Below are 17,568 nucleotides of genomic sequence, written 5' to 3'. Positions count from 1 at the left end.
CCATGAACAGAAGAGAAAACCTAAAATTACTCTTTACCGGTTCGCTCGGTACAGGATTAATGTTAACTGGATGCTCGCCTGAAGAGCAAGCCCTTCCAACGAACGCATTGCTAACTGGAGGCACAAAAGGGTATAGAACTGACGAGGAACGCCAAAGAGACCAAGAGTTACTTTCAGAAACCTTCTTTACAGAAGATGAGATGAAAAAACTTGACGTTTTGGTAGATATCATCATTCCAAAAGATTCGGAATCGCCTTCTGCTACAGAAGTGAAAGTTCCTGAATTTATGGAATTCATCGTGAAAGACATGCCCCATTTCCAAACCCCAATGCGAGGAGGTTTAATGTGGCTGGATTATGAAGCAGATGAAAAGTTCGGGAAACCTTTCCTTGAACTCAGTAATGATCAGGTGATTGAGATTGTAGAATTAGTTGCTTGGCCAGACAAGGCTGCTCCTGAATACTCTGGTGCTGTCAAATGGTTTAATATGCTTCGAGATCTAACTTGCTCAGGATATTTCTCTACCGAGGCAGGATGGAAGTACATTGACTATAGAGGAAACCAGCCTAACGTTTGGGATGGGGTTCCACAAGAAGTAATGGACAAACATGGTTTTAAGTTACCAGAAAAATATGTTCCCCTTTATTTAAAACCAGAAGAGCGAGGAATTGTCGCTCAATGGGATGATGAAGGTAACCTAATCGGTTAAAAAAATTTAAAAGACCTCTAATTTCAAGAATTAGAGGTCTTTTTTTTATGCTATTTTTTATAACAACTTACATTTTAGTATTTTTCAGTAAACTAAGCCACATGAACACTTTTATTAAATCCTTCAGTTTTTTAATTCTTATAGCTCTCTTCTCTTGCTCAGAAAGCAAAAAAGAAGAAATCTCCAAAAAAGCTGATTATACCTGGGAAGTCAAGGACTCTGTAGATCTGGAATTTTTAGGAAATCCCTTGATCGCCGACGTCAGTCCTGATGGGTCAAATCTCTTGTTTTATGATTATGCCAGCAAGGGGATCATTGTCACGGATGGAAAAGGAAACATTAAAAGTCAATTCTCTAAAACGGAGGACACTCCCGATGCCTATGGCTTTATGATGGAAATCCCTGGTTTTTACCAATCAGATCAATTGGTAGTAGTGGGTATGAAAGGGGTTTTCATATATGATTTAGATGGCAATATGATTCAAAAACTAGATCATCCAGAATCATTAGGCGGGGCGGGTTTTATGAGTTTCCCCGGGAAACATACGGAGACCACAAAATTAAACGGGAAGGATTTCTTGCTCTCAAAATCAGTAAGAATGCATGATAGTTTTGCTGGAGAATCGAAGTTTTACGATTCTTTCAGAGCATTGGAACTAATCAACCCTGAATCCGAAGAACTAACAGAGATCGTCCCTTTTGAGGAAGGAAGTATGTTTTTAAATGGCACAGGCTATTATGAAAGCGATTACTCTCCTGCCTTTACTTCAAAAAATGGAAAGCTATACATCAGTTTAGGAGCAGAGCAAAAGCTAAATGTTTATAATCTTTCCGAAACAGCAGTTGAATTAGACACAGTTATTTCTTTCACTATCCCCGGATTTCAAGAATTAGAGCCAAAGGATTTTGCTCAATTTGCAGAAGGCACCATCACCATCAACGGCGGGACTCCAGCTATTAGGAATATCCATTTGACCGAAGGGAAAATTCTTCTCCATTATTATCCAGGTCATGACCCTGCTAAAATATCAGAGGCGGAAGCACTTTGGGAACAAGGAAAGTCAGAAGAAGCAGAAGCTTTGTATAAAAAATTAGAGTCTGAACTCAATCAAGGCGTATTAATCTTTGATGAGAACACGCTTGCGCTGGAGCAAAACCTGATGTTACCCGAATACATCAATAAAGATGGTTTTGTATCAGCTGGAGGGTATTTATGGATGGAAAAAGAAAAGGATGAAGAAGTAGAAGAAGATTTTTTGAGAATTTATAAAATGAAACTAGTTGAAAATGAATAATAAAGGCTTTTTAAATCTCTTTTTAACCCTCTCACTCCTTTCCTGCGCTACTAAAGAAAATAAAGAATCCCAATCCGCCCAGACTTCTAACGAATGGGAACTGCAGATCCTTGATTCCATACAGGTGGATTATTTAGGGGAAATTTCTACTGGTGATTTTAGAGACGGAAAGGGTTTGCTCTATGACTACAAGTCCAATACTTTAATCAAAATCGATTATGAAGGGCAAGTGTTGAACACTCATACTTTCGCCAAAGACGGACCTAATTCAATTTCCTTTATTTCCACTGTCAAATTTGATCCGGATGGAAATCCCTACATCGGTAATTATAGAGGCCCATATTATAAATTAGAGGAAGATCTTTCCGTCAAAAGAAATATTGCCTTGCCCTTTCCATCCCAATCATTTGGTGGCTTAATGGATGAGAAATCATTTGAGTTTTGGCAAGACAATATAATAATTCACTTTCCTGGAAGAGATGAAGAAAGCCCTTACACAGACACTTATCTATCTGAAAGTTTTTTACTAGAAAAGTTAAATCCTGTTACTGGAGAAAGCAGTCCATTAATTCGTACTCCTGGCACTTCAAAATTCAGTACAGGCCTGCTTTACGAAAGACCATCTATTTCATTTACGCTTTCTGACAATGATCTATTGCTTTACTTTAATAATGAACCCAAAATCCACAGGTTTAATCTACTAGATTCAGGGAGGCACATTGAGACCCTAGAATTTAACCCTTCCAAATTCATCGAAGCTCCAGAATTGAAAGACAAAACTGAACGTTATGGCTACGAAAAATTGATCGAAGGAAATGTTTTCGGGGTATTTACTAATAAGAATTTGATGGTCGTGCACTATTCCCAAGGGATATCTGAAGAGGTTTTTGGCAACTTTGAATTCAAGTTCCCTGAAGATTTCACCAAACTTATTGCTCTAAACCAATCTTATTTCAAAGTTTACGACACAGAAAAAGGCTGGTCGAATGAGATACCAATTTCTAATAAAGTCAAACAACTCTTTGCTATGGAGGATCCTGCCAAACCATTTTTCGCTTTACGAAACGACGAATACATCGGCGAAGAGCAGGAATACCTAACTTTTTACAAATTACAATTGGTGCAAAAATGAAAAAACTGAACCACCTATTGCTTCTTTCAATAGCTGCGATAAGTATGTCTGCCTGCTCAGGTGAAAAAGATGAAACCAAGCCGGCCACTCCTCTTTCAGAACTAGCCTTAGAATTTGAAATTTATGATTCTCTTGTTGTCGATTATCTTGGCACTATGGAATTACAAGATGTAAGTCCTGATCAAAAAACCTTCTTATTAAGAGACCAAAACAGTGACAGCATTTTCGTGTCAAATAATAAAGGTGATATATTAGAAAGATTTAAACTAAGTGGTGAAGGGCCAAATCAATTTAAGGAAAGGCTATATGGATTATATCAATTTCTTACGGATGAGGAGTTTTTAATTCCTACTACTGGTGGTGTTTATCGATATGAGCTACAGGGAAAGCTCATCAAACATTACAAACCAGATTTTACCGGTATGGCTCAGATAATTATCTCCGGGAGGGATAATTTATTCATCAAAGACGAAAAAGTCTATCTCAACCTTCCGGGAAGAGGCTCAAATGAATACGGACAGCAAGGGGTAGATTACCAGACAAAATCAACTCATGTTGAGGTTTTAGATCTCCAAAAAGAAGAATACACTCCTGCCATCAAATTCCCAAACACATCCAAATTCGGCAGTAATGAAAAAGCTTATAAATTCTATTCTTATTACCCAACACTGACCTTATCCGAAGACAGTCTATTTATTTCCTACCGACATGAACCAAAAATATTTGGCTATCCCTTATCCGATTTAAATCAATTAGGGTCTACGAAAACATTGCCTTTTGAAACCTTTGTCCAAAATGAACCGAAAGATGACAAAGTCAACAATAACATAGAAATCAGTGAATTATATGCTGGAACAATTAACAGCATCCATGTTATAGATGACAACCATTTCTTAGTAGATTATTTAGGTGGAATCACCAAAGAAGAATACAGCGAGGCGAATTCAGTTGCCGAAGAAAATGGCGAACAACCATGGGAAGAAATCGGAAAAATAAATAAAGGGGGATTCGTAATTTTTAATGGCTCCGAATTGAGCATGCCTATTCATAAGCCTTCAATCCTTGGAAACTTAAACAAATTTGTTTCAAAAGATGAGGTTTGGTTTTCCCTTAATTTTTCGGAAGCGGAAAACGACTATTCGGTAATTTATAAAACCAGAATAGTCGAAAAATAAAGACATAAAAAATCCCGATAGATTGATTTCTATCGGGATTTTATTTTTTCAATTTTTAAAAGAGTCTGAAACCTAGAGAAAGAATCCATTGATTCAATCGATGATCCGTCTCATAGGAGCCCACGTTGGAAGAAATATTCCCTAAGGCACTTTCATATTTGGCATCTATTATCAAATTTCCAATATCAAGCCCCAAACCAGCCTGATACCCTATCGTTGACTTTTTAAAATCTGCATCTTGTAAATCATCCCCGGCATTTTTAAGCTCTGAATTCACGTCAAAACTTGCGATGGGACCTGCTTGTAGTCTTAGAAGGTTAAATAACTTAAACCCTACCATAATGGGCACATCCAGTCTATTGAAGGTAGACTCATACTCACTTCTTGGCTCTGTCCCCATATTATCAAAAGAAAATGTTGCTTTCGTCTGGGTATACAAAACCTCTGGCTGAACAAAGAAACCTGCAAGTCCGATTCTTCCGAAAATACCGACATGGTATCCGAATTTAGCATCTCCAGATTGGAAATGTTCTTTTGAAAGATCCAGTTTGCTTTGGCTAATCCCTACTTTGGGTCCAATGGCAAAATCCTGAGAACACCCGACTAGGGCAAAACTCAAAAAGGCGAGGGTAAAAAGAAGTTTTTTCATGCTAGCTATCGTTGGTTTAGAAAATACTAACGCAGGTTTTTTAAATAAATTAACAATTCCCCTGCCATTTTATTTCAGCGAATTCACTCTCTTAAAAAATTACGCAAAAAAAAAGCTGTCTCAGTCTGGCTATAAATAGCATTCCGAGACAGCCTCTTAAATAGACTAGTATGTAAATTAAATCTTATGCAGCTTGAGGATCACCAAACACGCCTACCATATTTAAGATCAATAAAATGATCACCAATGGGCAAACCCATTTGATAAAGAACATCCAACCAGAACGGAAAGGACCTTTAAATCCAGGAGCACCAGAAGCCAATTCATCTGCATAATCCGAGATTTTTTGACCCCAACCCGTGTATAAACTCAGCATCAAGCAAATCACAATCACTGCGAAGGTACCGAATACAAAGTCCATGATTCCGAAAAAGCCTTCCAACTTGTTTCCGAAGAAATTCAAATGGAAATTATGGAAGAAATTACCTGGGATTTGAGATAACGCGGATGGAACAGAAAGTGCCATTGCTGCGATTCCCACAGTCCAAGTGGATCTTTTACGTCCCCATTTTCTATCATCGATCAAATAAGCCACCGGCACTTCCAACATGGAAATAGTAGATGTCAAGGCCGCTACCATCAAAAGGATAAAGAATAAACCTCCAATGATATTTCCACCTGGCATCGCGTCAAAAACTTTAGGCAAAACGTCGAAAACCAAGGCTGGTCCAGCCGCTGGATCTTTCCCAGGAAGCAAGGCAAATAAAGCGGGGAATACCATCAAACCACCCAAAAGAGCTACTGATGTATCCATACCTGCAATCCAACCCGCAGACTGGATAATATTAGATTTTTTAGGCAAATAAGACCCGAAAGTAATCATCAGACCCCATCCAACAGACATGGAGAAAAAGGCTTGTCCTAGCGCTTGAAGAATCACCGTAGGGTTGATCTTCGCAAAGTCTGGCGTCAAATAATATTCGATACCAGCCTGGGCACCTTCTAATGTCACAGATCTTCCCGCAATGAAAATAATGATGATGAATAAGACTGGCATCAAGAATTTAGAGGCTTTTTCAATTCCTCCGGAAACCCCTCCTAGCACAATCAAAATCGTCATCATGATGAAAATGAAGGTCAAAGGAATCACATACAATGGTGTCTCCACAAACACTTCGAAATCAATCGGAATATTGATGATTTCTGTAAAAATGTATCCAACTGTCCATCCAGCAATCACTGAATAGTAGCTAAAAACAAAAAAGCAGACTAATACACAAAGTACGCCTGCAGATTGCCAAAATTTATTTCCTCCGGTTTCTCTAATAGCACCGATAGGATTCTTACCAGATCTTCTACCTAAAGCAATTTCATTGAACAACAATGGAAGTGCGATTAAAAGAACACAGATGATGTATACAAAAACAAAGGCTCCTCCTCCGTTTTCACCTACTAAATATGGAAATCTCCATATATTCCCCAGACCTACTGCCGAACCTGCCGCGGCCATGATAAAACCGAGGCTTGACCCCCACTGACCTCTTTCTTCGGTGTTTGGACTTGCTGCCATAATTATTTTATTGAATTAAATTTGAGTGATACTAAAGTAACTATTTGGGAAATTCACCCAGTTTTACGAGCTGGCTAAGATAATTTGTTTTGCTAAAATACCAATTGCCGTTCGGAAAGTTTTCGGTTGATAACCAAGCTCTTTTCGAGCTTTTTCTATGATAAATCCAGTTTTTAAAGGTCTTTTTGCAGGCTGTGTAAAGATTTTTGAATCAACTTTGGCAATTAGGGATTTATCCAAGTCAAAATAATCTGCCGTCATGATCGCCATTTCGTATGGAGTCATAAAGTCTGAACCTGAAATATTATATACTCCTTCAGCTCCTTGCTCAGCAATTAATATACACCCAGCTGCTAAATCTTCCGCTAATGTAGGCGTTCGATATTGATCATCCACCACCTGAATATTCTTACCTGACTCCAAGGATGACTTAACCCATAAAATGATGTTGGAACGGCTCATATCATGAGCAATCCCAAACACCAACACGGTTCTGGCAATAGCCCATTTGAAAGTAGAATTCATGACCAATTGCTCTGCTTTTAGCTTGGTCTCACCATAGTAATTGACAGGTTTTGCAATAGCTTCTTCATCCAAAGGTCCTTCCTCACCAGAAAAAATAAAGTCAGTGGAAACAAAGATGAAATGTGTATTCAATTTCTCAGATGCTTGTAACAAATAGGAAGTAGCATTGACATTGGCATCATATGCAGCTTCCTGATTCAACTCGCATTCATCCACATTGGTCATGGCAGCTCCATGAATCAAAATGTCTGGCTTTATTTCCGATAAAACTTCCTGAACCTTCGCCTCATCAGTGATATCCAGAGAGACATATTTGAACCCACCGAATGGCAAACGGCTTTCACCTTTTCCACATCCAATGACTTCGAATTCATCTTTTTCCAACAGTTGAGCCACTAGCTTTTGACCAAGCAAGCCATTGACTCCCGTAATGAAAAGCTTCTTTTTATTTACTTTCGGGGTATTTGTACCCATATTTTTTTTCGATTTGCTTTTTGGACATTTTTTCTACAGTGACAGACATATAGATAGGCTCAGTCGGCTTATCTCTGAAACCTGTTGGCTGGTCACCTATTCGTTCTACCACATCTATACCTTCCAGCACTTGTCCAAAAACGGTATACTCTCCATCCAAATGAGGGGTTCCTCCCACAGTAGTATAGGCCTGGATTTGCTCATCTGAGAATTCCTTTGACACATTGATATTTAGTGATTCCTCGATTTCATCTTTTTTAGAAATCAACAAAGTGGTCAGACTATCAAATTCCTCCGCTTCATAGAGCCTCATATATTCGTTTTTCAAATCCTCTTGGCTGCCCAATTGTATGTATTTCATAAATGCAGGCTGCAACTTGCTCAGATCTACCAATAGCTCTTCCTCTGTGTAAACTTGCCCTAATACGATATAAAACTGAGAACCATTAGACCTCTTTTCTGGATTTATTCCGTCTGGCTGACGAGCCGCGGCAATCATCCCTCTTTTATGAAAATGATTGGGTCTGATTTCATGCGCTTGGGTAGGCCAAACTGCCGGAGGTAAACCTTCTTTGGTAAACACATCTCCTCCTTGTGCCATAAAGCCTTTCATCACCCGGTGAAATTCCGTGGAATCAAAGCGTCCTTCTTCGGCAAGTTGGATAAAATTAGACTTATGATTAGGGGTGTCATCAAAGAACACAGCCACGATATCTCCATATTCTGTATGGATGGTAGCAATTGAATCCTTATTACTTGAGCAGGAAAAAGTGAAACTCAGTGCTACTAGTAAAAGAAGTGATGTTAGAGTACGCATTACTTTCCTAATGTTGATTTGATTTGATCCAGAATAACCTTTCCTCCAGCCGCAAAGACTTCTTTAGCCAATTGCTTACCTATTTTTTCCGGATCTGAAGCAGAACCAGAAACCAATAGAGAAATCCTTTCGGAACCATCGAGACTAACGATACCGCCTTTCAGTTTAATTTCCTCGCCTTCCATTGTTGCCAAGGCAAAAACCGGAATACTACATCCGCCTTCCAAGACTCTCAAATAAGCCCTTTCAGCCCGAAGCTTCAGCGATGTCTCCGTATGATTACATGCATCAATAATCTGTTTTTTCACCTCAGGGTCAAGTTTTTCAGCTACTTCAATAGCCACTGAACCCTGTCCCACTGCCGGCGTAAATTCATTCAAGTCCAGTTTCTGAGCAATCATTTCATCATAGCCCATTCGGTGAACTCCCGCATAGGCAAGCAATAGTGCATCACAAAGTCCTTCTTCCATTTTTCGAATCCGGGTTTGTAAATTTCCTCTCACTTCCACAGTCTTCACATGTGGGTAGAAATGCTTAAGCGTGGCCACCCTTCGGGTAGAAGAAGTTCCTAGAGTAAGAGGTTTTGAAGCACCGGAAAGATCAATATCCTTTTTGTGGGAAGCCAATACATCATTCTCTGTTTCTCGCTCTGTAAATGCTATAATTTCAAATCCCTCAGGGAGATTTGACTGCATGTCTTTGGCACTGTGTACAGCAATATCGATCCTACCGTCAAGAAGCTGATCTTCCAATTCTTGGGTAAAAACACCCTTGCTGCCAATCTTAGCAATGGAAACATCCAAAATCTGATCACCTTTGGTATCGATAATCACAATTTCAGCTTTCAACCCGGCTTTCACCAGCAACTCCTCCACATAATATGCTTGCCAGAGAGCTAGTTTACTACCTCTGGTACCGATCTTGATCAATTTACTCATTGATTTTTGATTGTATTTGAAGTCTTCTTATTGACTCCTACTTCTATAAATTTTATTATTTCGCCTGCTATATCCAGACCTGTAGCTTTTTCTATTCCCTCCAGACCTGGAGAACTATTAACTTCCAAAATTAACGGTCCGCGGGCAGATTGAAGCATGTCCACTCCGGCAACGTCCAAGCCCAAAGCTTTGGCTGCATTCAACGCTGCAGATCGCTCCGCCCTGGATAGTTTAATCACTGTGGCCATTCCACCTCGATGCAAATTAGATCTAAACTCTCCTTCTGCTCCTTGACGCTTCATCGCACCAACGACTTTACCATTCACTACGAAAGCGCGAATATCGGCACCTTTTGCCTCTTTTATAAATTCTTGGACAATGATCCTTGCCTTTAGGCCATGAAAAGCTTCAATAACTGATTGACCTGCCTTTTTTGTCTCTGCCAAAACTACCCCAAGACCTTGGGTCCCTTCCAGCAATTTTATAATTAAAGGTGCCCCTCCTACATGTTCTATGATTTGCTTTTCTCCGCCTTTTGAAAAATTAGTAAATGCTGTTTTAGGCATTCCTAAGCCAGCTTTGGATAAAATCTGTAAGCTTCTCAACTTATCCCTACTTCGGACAATCGCCTGAGAGTTTACCACCGAAAAAGCCCCCATGAGTTCAAATTGCCTTACTACAGCCGTTCCGTAAAAGGTTACCGAAGCACCTACCCTCGGAATGATCGCATCTACATCGGTAATTTTCTCTCCTTTATAGATGATGGATGGCCCCTCTTGCTCAATGATCAAATCACAAACACTATGGTTGATAATCATTGGCACATGACCAGCTTCCACTATTGCCTCATACAGGCGTTTGGTGGAATATAAATTTGGGTTCCTCGAAAGGATAGCGATTTTCATGGGAATGTTTTTTACAAAAGTCTGGCTTTATTTTACAGCCTTCTTTTGACGATAAATTTTGGCTAGATTATAACCTGAGACATCTACAAGGAATCTCTTAAATAAGATTTTCCTTCCCAGCAAGATGGAGTTTCTCATGCTAGACCGGTCAGAAAGTGTAAACTCTGCAGTGTACTCCTCTCCTGCAAATTTGAATCCTATTTCGATCAAATATCGGATTTCGGCCTGCCCAAATGAATTTTTAACACTCTTTTCACGAAAATTCTCGTATCGCAGAACTTCACCTGTATAGCCCCTTAGACCTGGCATCAGAACCTGAAAAGTCAAAATTCGTTTGCCATCTTCCTCTACTACCTTAATATTTTCTGCATGTATACTACTTGTATAGGCACCTGTATCCACTTTTGCCCAAACTAAATTGAGCCCAAATTCTGGGATAGAAATTTTCTCTCTTCTTCCTATTATCTTTTTTTCCATGTCAATGCGTTCTACTCATCATAGCTTTTAAAACCTTCATAGAAAGGTCTGCGAAAATCAATTTGGCATTGCCATTTCTTTCTAAATGATAATGTGCCTGATTAAAGGTATTGTAGAGTTTCATGACATGATTTTCATCCAATACCGTCTTACTGATCTTGTCTATAAACTCTCTATCCGAGCCAGTTGTCCTTAATAATTCATTCAAGTCTGCATTTTTCAACATCACTTCCCTCAACACGTTCAAACCAGAAAGCATGAAGGACTTTTGAGCCTCCTTGTCATACTTTTGAAACTCATCGGCAAAATTGAAAATATCTTTAAACTTCTTGGTATAGCAAGAAAGAAACAACCGCCTTACTTTACTAATTTGCTCATCTTCAACCTTATTGATCAAGCGATTAGCCTCTCTCAAATTCCCATCTGCAAGCATGGAAACCTGCTCTGCGGTCTTTTGGTCACAGGATTCTGAACCCACCAAATGACTCACTATTTCTTCGTCGGAAAAGCCTCGAATTAAAACCTTTTGCGTTCGGGATAAAATGGTTGTTAGCAATTGGTCTGGTTGAGAGGTGATCAACATAAACACCGTCTTTGCCGGTGGTTCCTCAATTATTTTCAGGAGGGAGTTTGCTGCAGAAGGGTGTAAATATTCTACACCCCAGATCAGCATAATTTTATAGCCTCCTTCAAATGACATCAGAGAAAGAGACTGAATGATCCTCTTCGCGGCATTTTTGGAAATATTTAACTGCTTCTTTTCAAACCCGCTATAGTAAATGAAGTCATGGATATTACCATAAGGATTCTCCAGAACAAAATTCCTGAAGTTGGCAAGCTCGTGATTTTTCTCATCCTCGCTTTCAGAATCCTTTTTCTCTTTTGAAATGGATGGAAAAGCGAAATTTAAATCAGGAACGATCAGCTTTTCCATTCTCTTACAATAAGAGCATTCTCCACAGGCATCCTCTTCCCCAGGATTCTGACAGAATAAATAGGTAGAAAGTGCCAAAGCCATCGGTAGATTGGCAGAACCTTCTGGACCATGAAAAAGTAAAGCATGGGCCAAATGATTATTCTTGACGGCACTGATTAGATTCTTTTTTGTTTCGGGAAGCCCCGGTATATCTGCAAAACGCATGTTTCTATTTAATCAATAAGAAGTCTCCCAAATTCTATAGGTTTTGGTTAATTCAAAAATCCATTGCAGGATTTCTTCATCTTTTTTAGTCCAAGGTACTTTTCTTCGACCCATGACCAACTCTGCAGTTTCCTTGAATTTAAGAAATTGATAAGTGGAATAACCTTCAGATCCACCCCAAGCAAAGGATGGAATGAAATTTCTTGGAAAGCCTCCACCATATATATTGGCTCCCACACCGACAACTGTCCCTGTATTAAACATGGTGTTAATACCACACTTCGAGTGATCCCCCATCATCAAGCCGCAAAACTGCAGACCTGTGTTTGAAAAACTACCTTTGGTATAATCCCAAAGCTTGACAGAGGCATAATTGTTTTTAAGATTGCTCGTGTTGGTATCTGCTCCCATATTACACCACTCTCCAATCACCGAGTTACCAAGAAAGCCGTCATGACCTTTATTACTATATCCGAAAAATACGGAATTAGAAATCTCTCCTCCGACTTTTGAAAAAGGACCTACAGTGGTATCACCTCTTAATTTAGCTCCCATGTTTACAGTAGATCCCTCACAAAGAGCAAAAGGCCCCCTGATTAATGCACCCTCCTGAATTTCAGCATTTTTCCCGATATAGATAGGCCCGTTTTCTGCATTTAAAACTGCTGCTTTGACATTCGCCCCTTCTTCTATAAAAATATTTTCAGGAGCATATACTTTTGTAAATGGATCGGACAACTTTTCAGAAACCCTACCATGGGTGATAATGTGATAATCTGAAATTATTTGAGCTCCGTTGAATTGGAAGATATTCCAGGTTTTTTGAAGAAGCATGGGTTCAAAGTCAATCTGAACAACCTCCTTCTCTTTTGCTGAATCCAATTTCTTCTCCTCAGAACTGATATGTGAGGCTAGGAGTATCTTCCCAAAATAAAGTGACTGATTTTTCTTCAGACTGCTCAATAGTGCCACTTCTTTCTCGCCAGGAAGCCACGCACCATTCACTGCCAAATGATCCCCTGAAGACCTTGGAAATTTATCCTGCAAATACTTTTGAGTAAAATAGGATACTTCTGCCTTAGAATAGGCCTGCCATTTTTCAGAAATTTTTAAAATCCCTATTCGGATATCTGCGACCGGCCTGGTAAAAGTAAAAGGAAGTAAAGATCCCCGAATAGCCGGATCATCAAACAGCAATAAGTTATCCATGGAGCAAAAATAAAAAAGTCTCCCGGATTCCATACCCCAGGAGACTTTTTAGAATTCTTTTCGGAAGAATTACTTCTTCTTCGCGTATCTTCTGTTGAATTTCTCAACACGACCTGCTGTATCAAGCATCATTTTCTTACCAGTGTAGAACGGGTGAGATTGAGAGCTCACTTCGATTTTATACACAGGATATTCTTTCCCATCTTCCCATTCGATAGTTTCGCTAGTTTCGATAGTAGACTTGGTCAAGAACTTAAACTCGCTAGAAGTGTCATAGAAAACCACGTCTCTGTAGTTTGGATGAATATCGGCTTTCATTGTATCGTTAGTTTTTAGTACCTTTTTCAAATGAGGCACAAAGTTATTCTTTTTCAGAAAATCCACCAAATCTTTATCAAGTATTTCTGATGGTTTTATCAAAATCAGTCAACTTTCGCTATAAAATTCAAAAATACTGCCTTTATTTAAGTATTACATACCTTTTTTAGCCAAATTCTAATGCAAAAAAAATCACTTGGATCTGCTGATCTTCAATGGATTGTCCTTCTAGCCTTCCTTTTCAGTCCTTTTTTGGCTAATGCCCAAGGTTCCTACATCCCTTATAATCGAGATTACTATCATACCCTGGATCGATATGACATTCTCCGTGGGCGGAATAATCCTGTCTATAGGTCAGCAACCAAACCATATCGCCGAGATGATGTGGGAGCCTTCTTGGATAGTTTGGTGGATGACCCGGTGATTAAATCTAGAGTAGATGAATTCAACCTCGCCTACCTAAGCCAAGACAATTGGGAGTTTGTGAGCCATGAAACTCCAGAGTCCAAGAAACCATTTCTGAAAGCACTTTATAGAAGACCTGGAGATTTTGCACATTATTATAGTGATGATTTTGACATTCACGTAAGTCCTGTCATATATCTAAATGGAGGTATTGAGCCAGACAATGAGCAAAACCCCAATCGACTTTCCAGAGGTGTAGTTCTACGAGGATCTGTAGATAAGAAGGTAGGGTTCTTTACCTATTTCACGACCTCGGAAGCATTTTTCCCCAGCTGGGTCAAAGGCTACGCTGAAAACAACGGTGCTGTACCCGGACAAGGATTCTGGAAAGAATATAATGGAAACGGCTACAGCTATTTCTCGGCAATGGGACATATTAGCTATAATATCACTAAGCATATTGAAGTGGAAGTTGGGCATGATCGAAATTTCATAGGGGAAGGTTATCGCTCTTTCCTTCTTTCTGATTTCTCCAATCCCTACATGTTTGTCAAATTCAATACACGCATTTGGAAGTTCCAGCTAACCAATATCTGGACTCAAATGACAGCGGATGTAGATTATGATCGTGGTAGACCTACAGATGGAAGGTACACTCAAAAGTGGTTTTCATTCCATCGCCTAGGTTTCAACATTGGAAAAAGCATAAACCTAGGGTTCTTTGAGTCAGTCATGACTGATAAGGCTGACTTTAACTATTTCAATCCAATTGTTTTTACCGGTGGGTGGAGCAATCCTTAGGAACACCGGATAAAGTTATGCTGGGAATTGATGGTAAGTGGAATTTTTATCCAGGGATGCAATTCTATGGTCAGTTTGCTTTGGATGAATTTGTCTTCTCCGAGTTTTTCGGTCAAGATGGCAAAGGCTCCAAGCGAAATAAATACGGTATCCAGGCAGGCTTCAAATACATTGACTTGTTCAAAATTTCCAACCTGGATCTCCAATTGGAATTTAACTCAGCAAGACCTTACACTTTTCAAGAAAAAGTTGACTTCCAATCCTACAGCAACTGGAGAACTCCGCTTACACACCCTAGAGGAGCCAACTTCCGGGAGATGCTGGGAATCATCCGATATCAACCAATTCCCAAATTGAATTTAACCTTGACAGGAATGTATCAGTTTTATGGAGCTGACCCTGACGCCGAAACCAACTGGGGTGGTGATGTATTAAAAAATAGGCTTGAAGGTAGCCCCACAGGATTATTTGGAAATGAAATTGGGCAGGGGATTGAAAACAAGGTTGTTCAATCCAACCTCAACGCCAGTTATATGCTAAGGCATAATTTCTTTATCGATGCTTCACATACATTTCGACAAAGAACTGCTCAGGATTTAAACAGTCCAGAGACAAGCAATTATCTACAATTAGCATTCCGATGGAACTTCACTAGGCCTGATTACAATTACTAATTGGAAACTTCAGGCGCCATTTTTCCGTAACTTGCGGATTATTCCATGACTATTTGTTTATGAAGACCTATTTACGAATCCTTTCCTATGCCAAGCCTTACGGAAAGTTCGTGCCCGTATATATAGTATATGCTTTTCTTTCCATTGTTTTTGGGCTCCTAAACTTCACTCTTTTAAAGCCTTTATTCGATGTGATCTTTGAGCAGGTGGATCCTCAAGTACTAGAAGTCTACCAACAAAAACCAGATTTCAGCTTCTCAGTAGAATATTTCTCTCATCTTTTCAATCATTATTTTCTTGAGGTTGCTTCAGAGTATGGTAAACTGGGAACGCTGTTTTATGTCTGCGGCATTATTGTCATTTCAGTATTCTTATCCAATCTATTCACCTATTTATCAGGGGTAGTTTTGGCTAAAGTTCGTGCCTTAGTCATCAAAAGGATGCGAATGGATATTTTTAATCAGGTCAGCAAACTTCATATTGGGTATTTTTCCAATGAACGAAAAGGTGACCTCATGTCTAAAATGACAAATGACGTTCAGGAGGTAGAAAACTCTATTGTGCAATCCTTGAGAGTTGTCTTTAAAGAGCCGGCAACCATCATTCTATACTTCGCAGTTTTGTTTTTCATGTCTGCGAAACTGACTTTTTTCACGATTTTGATTATCCCTATCACCGGGGCAATTATTGGTGGAATTACCAGAAGGCTGAAAAAGAAAGCAGTAGAAAGCCAGCAATCACTGGGGAGAATAGTCAATATTCTGGATGAGTCATTGGGAGGAATGCGAGTCATTAAAGCATTTAATGGTGAGTTTTTTATGAAGAAAAAGTTTGACGAGGAGACGGATTATTACTCTGGCGTCAATGTCAACATGGCCCGGAAAAATGAATTGGCTTCTCCGATTTCTCAATTTCTGGGTGTGACTGTTGTTGCGGGTATTCTGGTTTATGGAGGTAGCTTGGTCTTAAGTGGAGAGTCCCAATTAGGAGCCAGTGACTTTATTACTTACATCATTATTTTCACCCAAGTATTGAACCCAGCCAAGGAAATTTCGAGAGCGGTAAGCAGCATACAAAGAGGAATTGCTTCAGCGGATCGAATTTTTGAAGTGGTAGATACCAACCCGCAGATTAACTCTCCTGAGAAACCTGTGAAACTTTCGAAGTTTGAGAAGGAAATAGAATTTAAGAATGTCAGTTTTGCCTATGAGGATACATTGGTATTAAAAAACATTCAATTCACCCTCGAAAGAGGAAAAACCATTGCTTTAGTGGGCCCTTCCGGTGGAGGAAAATCTACTTTGGCAGATTTAGTCCCTAGATTCTATGACCCTGCAGGAGGAGAAATCTTACTGGATGGAAATAACTTAAAGGATTTTAGCTTAGTAGATCTAAGGTCCCTAATGGGAATTGTTACCCAAGAGTCTATTTTATTCAATGATTCAGTTTTCAACAACATTGCTTTTGGGGTAGAAAATGCTACCGAGGAGCAAGTAATAGAGGCAGCAAAAATTGCCAACGCACATCAGTTTATCTCTCAAATGGAAAATGGGTATCAAACATCAATTGGTGAGCGGGGATCCAAACTTTCCGGAGGGCAACGCCAAAGAATTAGTATTGCTAGAGCGGTTCTTAAAAATCCTCCAATTTTAATTTTAGATGAAGCAACTTCGGCCCTGGATTCAGAATCAGAATTATTAGTTCAGGAAGCTTTGACTAAGTTAATGGCCAATAGAACCACATTAGTCATCGCCCACCGCTTAAGTACAATTCAGCACGCAGATGAAATATTAGTTATTGAAAAAGGAGAAATTGTGCAACGCGGAACACATACTGAGCTCATGCAGAAAACAGGCTTGTATCAGAAACTTTCTAGTATACAGTCGGTTTAGTATATTCGTATATAAATAACGTTTTTATGAAAAAATTTCATCAGATATCACAGATAGCCTTACTGCTTTTCTTTTTGGCGTACCTTGTGTTTTTCATTGCATTCAATACGCTAGGAGGCATTTTTGGCATGGATGAAGTCACTTCAGACAGCATGGTAAAAATCATGCTTGGGGGTCTTTTTATTTTTCTGATCACTTGGTTAGCCGGCACAATGACACTTAACAAGATGACCAAACAGTTGGCGAAAAAAGAAGCCGAAATGCATGAGCTTAAATCTAAATTGTATGATCTGGAACACCCAAGCCCTGCAAATCCAAAAAAACAAAACATCCCCGATTCGAAGGTAAATCCAGAGTCTGATGAATCAGGAATCAAGCCTAGACAAAATTATACCGATTGATCATAAATGATCTTTTAGGTCGCCTATTTTCAAAATCAAAAAAGGAAACTTAAACAGTTT

General features: G+C 39.3%; 18 protein-coding genes. 8 read left to right on the top strand and 10 right to left on the bottom strand.

Features of this window, described 5'->3' with window-relative positions; all coding sequences use genetic code 11:
- Nucleotides 1-2 precede the first annotated feature (2 nt).
- The 4 genes from ALPR1_RS04950 to ALPR1_RS04935 all read left to right on the top strand — a co-directional run bounded on the left by ALPR1_RS04950 (nucleotide 3) and on the right by ALPR1_RS04935 (nucleotide 4,312).
- On the top strand, nucleotides 3-710 hold the full coding sequence (locus ALPR1_RS04950; protein WP_008198885.1) for a gluconate 2-dehydrogenase subunit 3 family protein: 708 nt from the start codon (nucleotides 3-5) through the stop codon (nucleotides 708-710).
- Between the two features lie 101 nt (nucleotides 711-811).
- Nucleotides 812-2,005 carry a DUF4221 family protein gene (locus tag ALPR1_RS04945; protein WP_008198883.1) on the top strand — a complete coding sequence of 398 codons (1,194 nt, stop codon included), beginning with the start codon at nucleotides 812-814 and terminating at the stop codon, nucleotides 2,003-2,005.
- Nucleotides 1,998-3,137, top strand: coding sequence for a hypothetical protein (locus ALPR1_RS04940; protein ID WP_008198882.1), 1,140 nt, complete (start codon nucleotides 1,998-2,000; stop codon nucleotides 3,135-3,137). Before ALPR1_RS04945 ends, ALPR1_RS04940 begins: the two co-directional genes overlap by 8 nt.
- Entirely contained in the window at nucleotides 3,134-4,312 is a 1,179-nt protein-coding gene (locus ALPR1_RS04935) for a hypothetical protein (protein WP_008198880.1), read from the top strand. Before ALPR1_RS04940 ends, ALPR1_RS04935 begins: the two co-directional genes overlap by 4 nt.
- Before the next feature lie 55 nt (nucleotides 4,313-4,367).
- Here the strand turns inward: ALPR1_RS04935 and ALPR1_RS04930 are convergent, their stop codons facing one another.
- From ALPR1_RS04930 to ALPR1_RS04885, 10 genes are all read right to left on the bottom strand, one after another.
- Nucleotides 4,368-4,961 (bottom strand): porin family protein, encoded by a 594-nt coding sequence (locus ALPR1_RS04930; protein WP_008198878.1) that lies wholly within the window; start codon nucleotides 4,959-4,961, stop codon nucleotides 4,368-4,370.
- 184 nt (nucleotides 4,962-5,145) lie between these two features.
- Nucleotides 5,146-6,531 (bottom strand): sodium-dependent transporter, encoded by a 1,386-nt coding sequence (locus ALPR1_RS04925; protein WP_008198876.1) that lies wholly within the window; start codon nucleotides 6,529-6,531, stop codon nucleotides 5,146-5,148.
- 63 nt (nucleotides 6,532-6,594) lie between these two features.
- Nucleotides 6,595-7,530, bottom strand: a complete 936-nt coding sequence (locus ALPR1_RS04920) for an SDR family oxidoreductase (RefSeq protein WP_008198874.1) — start codon at nucleotides 7,528-7,530, stop codon at nucleotides 6,595-6,597.
- Nucleotides 7,502-8,347: a peptidylprolyl isomerase gene (locus tag ALPR1_RS04915; RefSeq protein ID WP_008198872.1), complete on the bottom strand. Its 846-nt coding sequence runs from the start codon at nucleotides 8,345-8,347 to the stop codon at nucleotides 7,502-7,504. Before ALPR1_RS04915 ends, ALPR1_RS04920 begins: the two co-directional genes overlap by 29 nt.
- On the bottom strand, nucleotides 8,347-9,285 hold the full coding sequence (gene hemC / locus ALPR1_RS04910) for a hydroxymethylbilane synthase (RefSeq protein ID WP_008198871.1): 939 nt from the start codon (nucleotides 9,283-9,285) through the stop codon (nucleotides 8,347-8,349). The genes ALPR1_RS04915 and hemC overlap by 1 nt, the downstream gene beginning before the upstream one ends.
- Nucleotides 9,282-10,190 (bottom strand): 30S ribosomal protein S6--L-glutamate ligase, encoded by a 909-nt coding sequence (rimK, locus tag ALPR1_RS04905; RefSeq protein ID WP_008198869.1) that lies wholly within the window; start codon nucleotides 10,188-10,190, stop codon nucleotides 9,282-9,284. Before rimK ends, hemC begins: the two co-directional genes overlap by 4 nt.
- 27 nt (nucleotides 10,191-10,217) lie before the next feature.
- A complete protein-coding gene (locus ALPR1_RS04900) occupies nucleotides 10,218-10,667 on the bottom strand; it encodes an ATP-dependent zinc protease family protein (protein WP_008198867.1) in 450 nt (149 codons plus the stop codon).
- A gap of 1 nt (nucleotide 10,668) precedes the next feature.
- Nucleotides 10,669-11,808 carry a DNA polymerase III subunit gene (locus tag ALPR1_RS04895; RefSeq protein ID WP_008198865.1) on the bottom strand — a complete coding sequence of 380 codons (1,140 nt, stop codon included), beginning with the start codon at nucleotides 11,806-11,808 and terminating at the stop codon, nucleotides 10,669-10,671.
- A gap of 12 nt (nucleotides 11,809-11,820) precedes the next feature.
- A complete protein-coding gene (locus tag ALPR1_RS04890) occupies nucleotides 11,821-13,017 on the bottom strand; it encodes a GlmU family protein (protein WP_008198864.1) in 1,197 nt (398 codons plus the stop codon).
- Nucleotides 13,018-13,086: 69 nt separating this feature from the next.
- Nucleotides 13,087-13,335, bottom strand: coding sequence for a type B 50S ribosomal protein L31 (locus tag ALPR1_RS04885; RefSeq protein ID WP_008198863.1), 249 nt, complete (start codon nucleotides 13,333-13,335; stop codon nucleotides 13,087-13,089).
- Between the two features lie 180 nt (nucleotides 13,336-13,515).
- On the opposite strand from ALPR1_RS04885, the gene ALPR1_RS21075 reads away from it, so the two are divergent.
- The 4 genes from ALPR1_RS21075 to ALPR1_RS04870 are packed head-to-tail and all read left to right on the top strand — an operon-like array spanning nucleotide 13,516 to nucleotide 17,508.
- The gene (locus tag ALPR1_RS21075) at nucleotides 13,516-14,541 is read left to right on the top strand and encodes a hypothetical protein (RefSeq protein ID WP_316929469.1); all 1,026 of its coding nucleotides are present in this window, start codon (nucleotides 13,516-13,518) and stop codon (nucleotides 14,539-14,541) included.
- Nucleotides 14,526-15,215, top strand: a complete 690-nt coding sequence (locus ALPR1_RS21070) for a hypothetical protein (protein ID WP_316929468.1) — start codon at nucleotides 14,526-14,528, stop codon at nucleotides 15,213-15,215. The genes ALPR1_RS21075 and ALPR1_RS21070 overlap by 16 nt, the downstream gene beginning before the upstream one ends.
- Nucleotides 15,216-15,274: 59 nt before the next feature.
- Nucleotides 15,275-17,107 carry an ABC transporter ATP-binding protein gene (locus tag ALPR1_RS04875; RefSeq protein WP_008198862.1) on the top strand — a complete coding sequence of 611 codons (1,833 nt, stop codon included), beginning with the start codon at nucleotides 15,275-15,277 and terminating at the stop codon, nucleotides 17,105-17,107.
- A 26-nt stretch (nucleotides 17,108-17,133) separates the two neighbouring features.
- Complete coding sequence (locus ALPR1_RS04870) at nucleotides 17,134-17,508, top strand: hypothetical protein (RefSeq protein ID WP_008198861.1); 375 nt, start codon at nucleotides 17,134-17,136, stop codon at nucleotides 17,506-17,508.
- Nucleotides 17,509-17,568: the final 60 nt, after the last annotated feature.

The organism is Algoriphagus machipongonensis, assembly GCF_000166275.1.
GTDB lineage: Bacteria > Bacteroidota > Bacteroidia > Cytophagales > Cyclobacteriaceae > Algoriphagus > Algoriphagus machipongonensis.
This window is presented reverse-complemented; position numbering and strand designations above follow the sequence as displayed.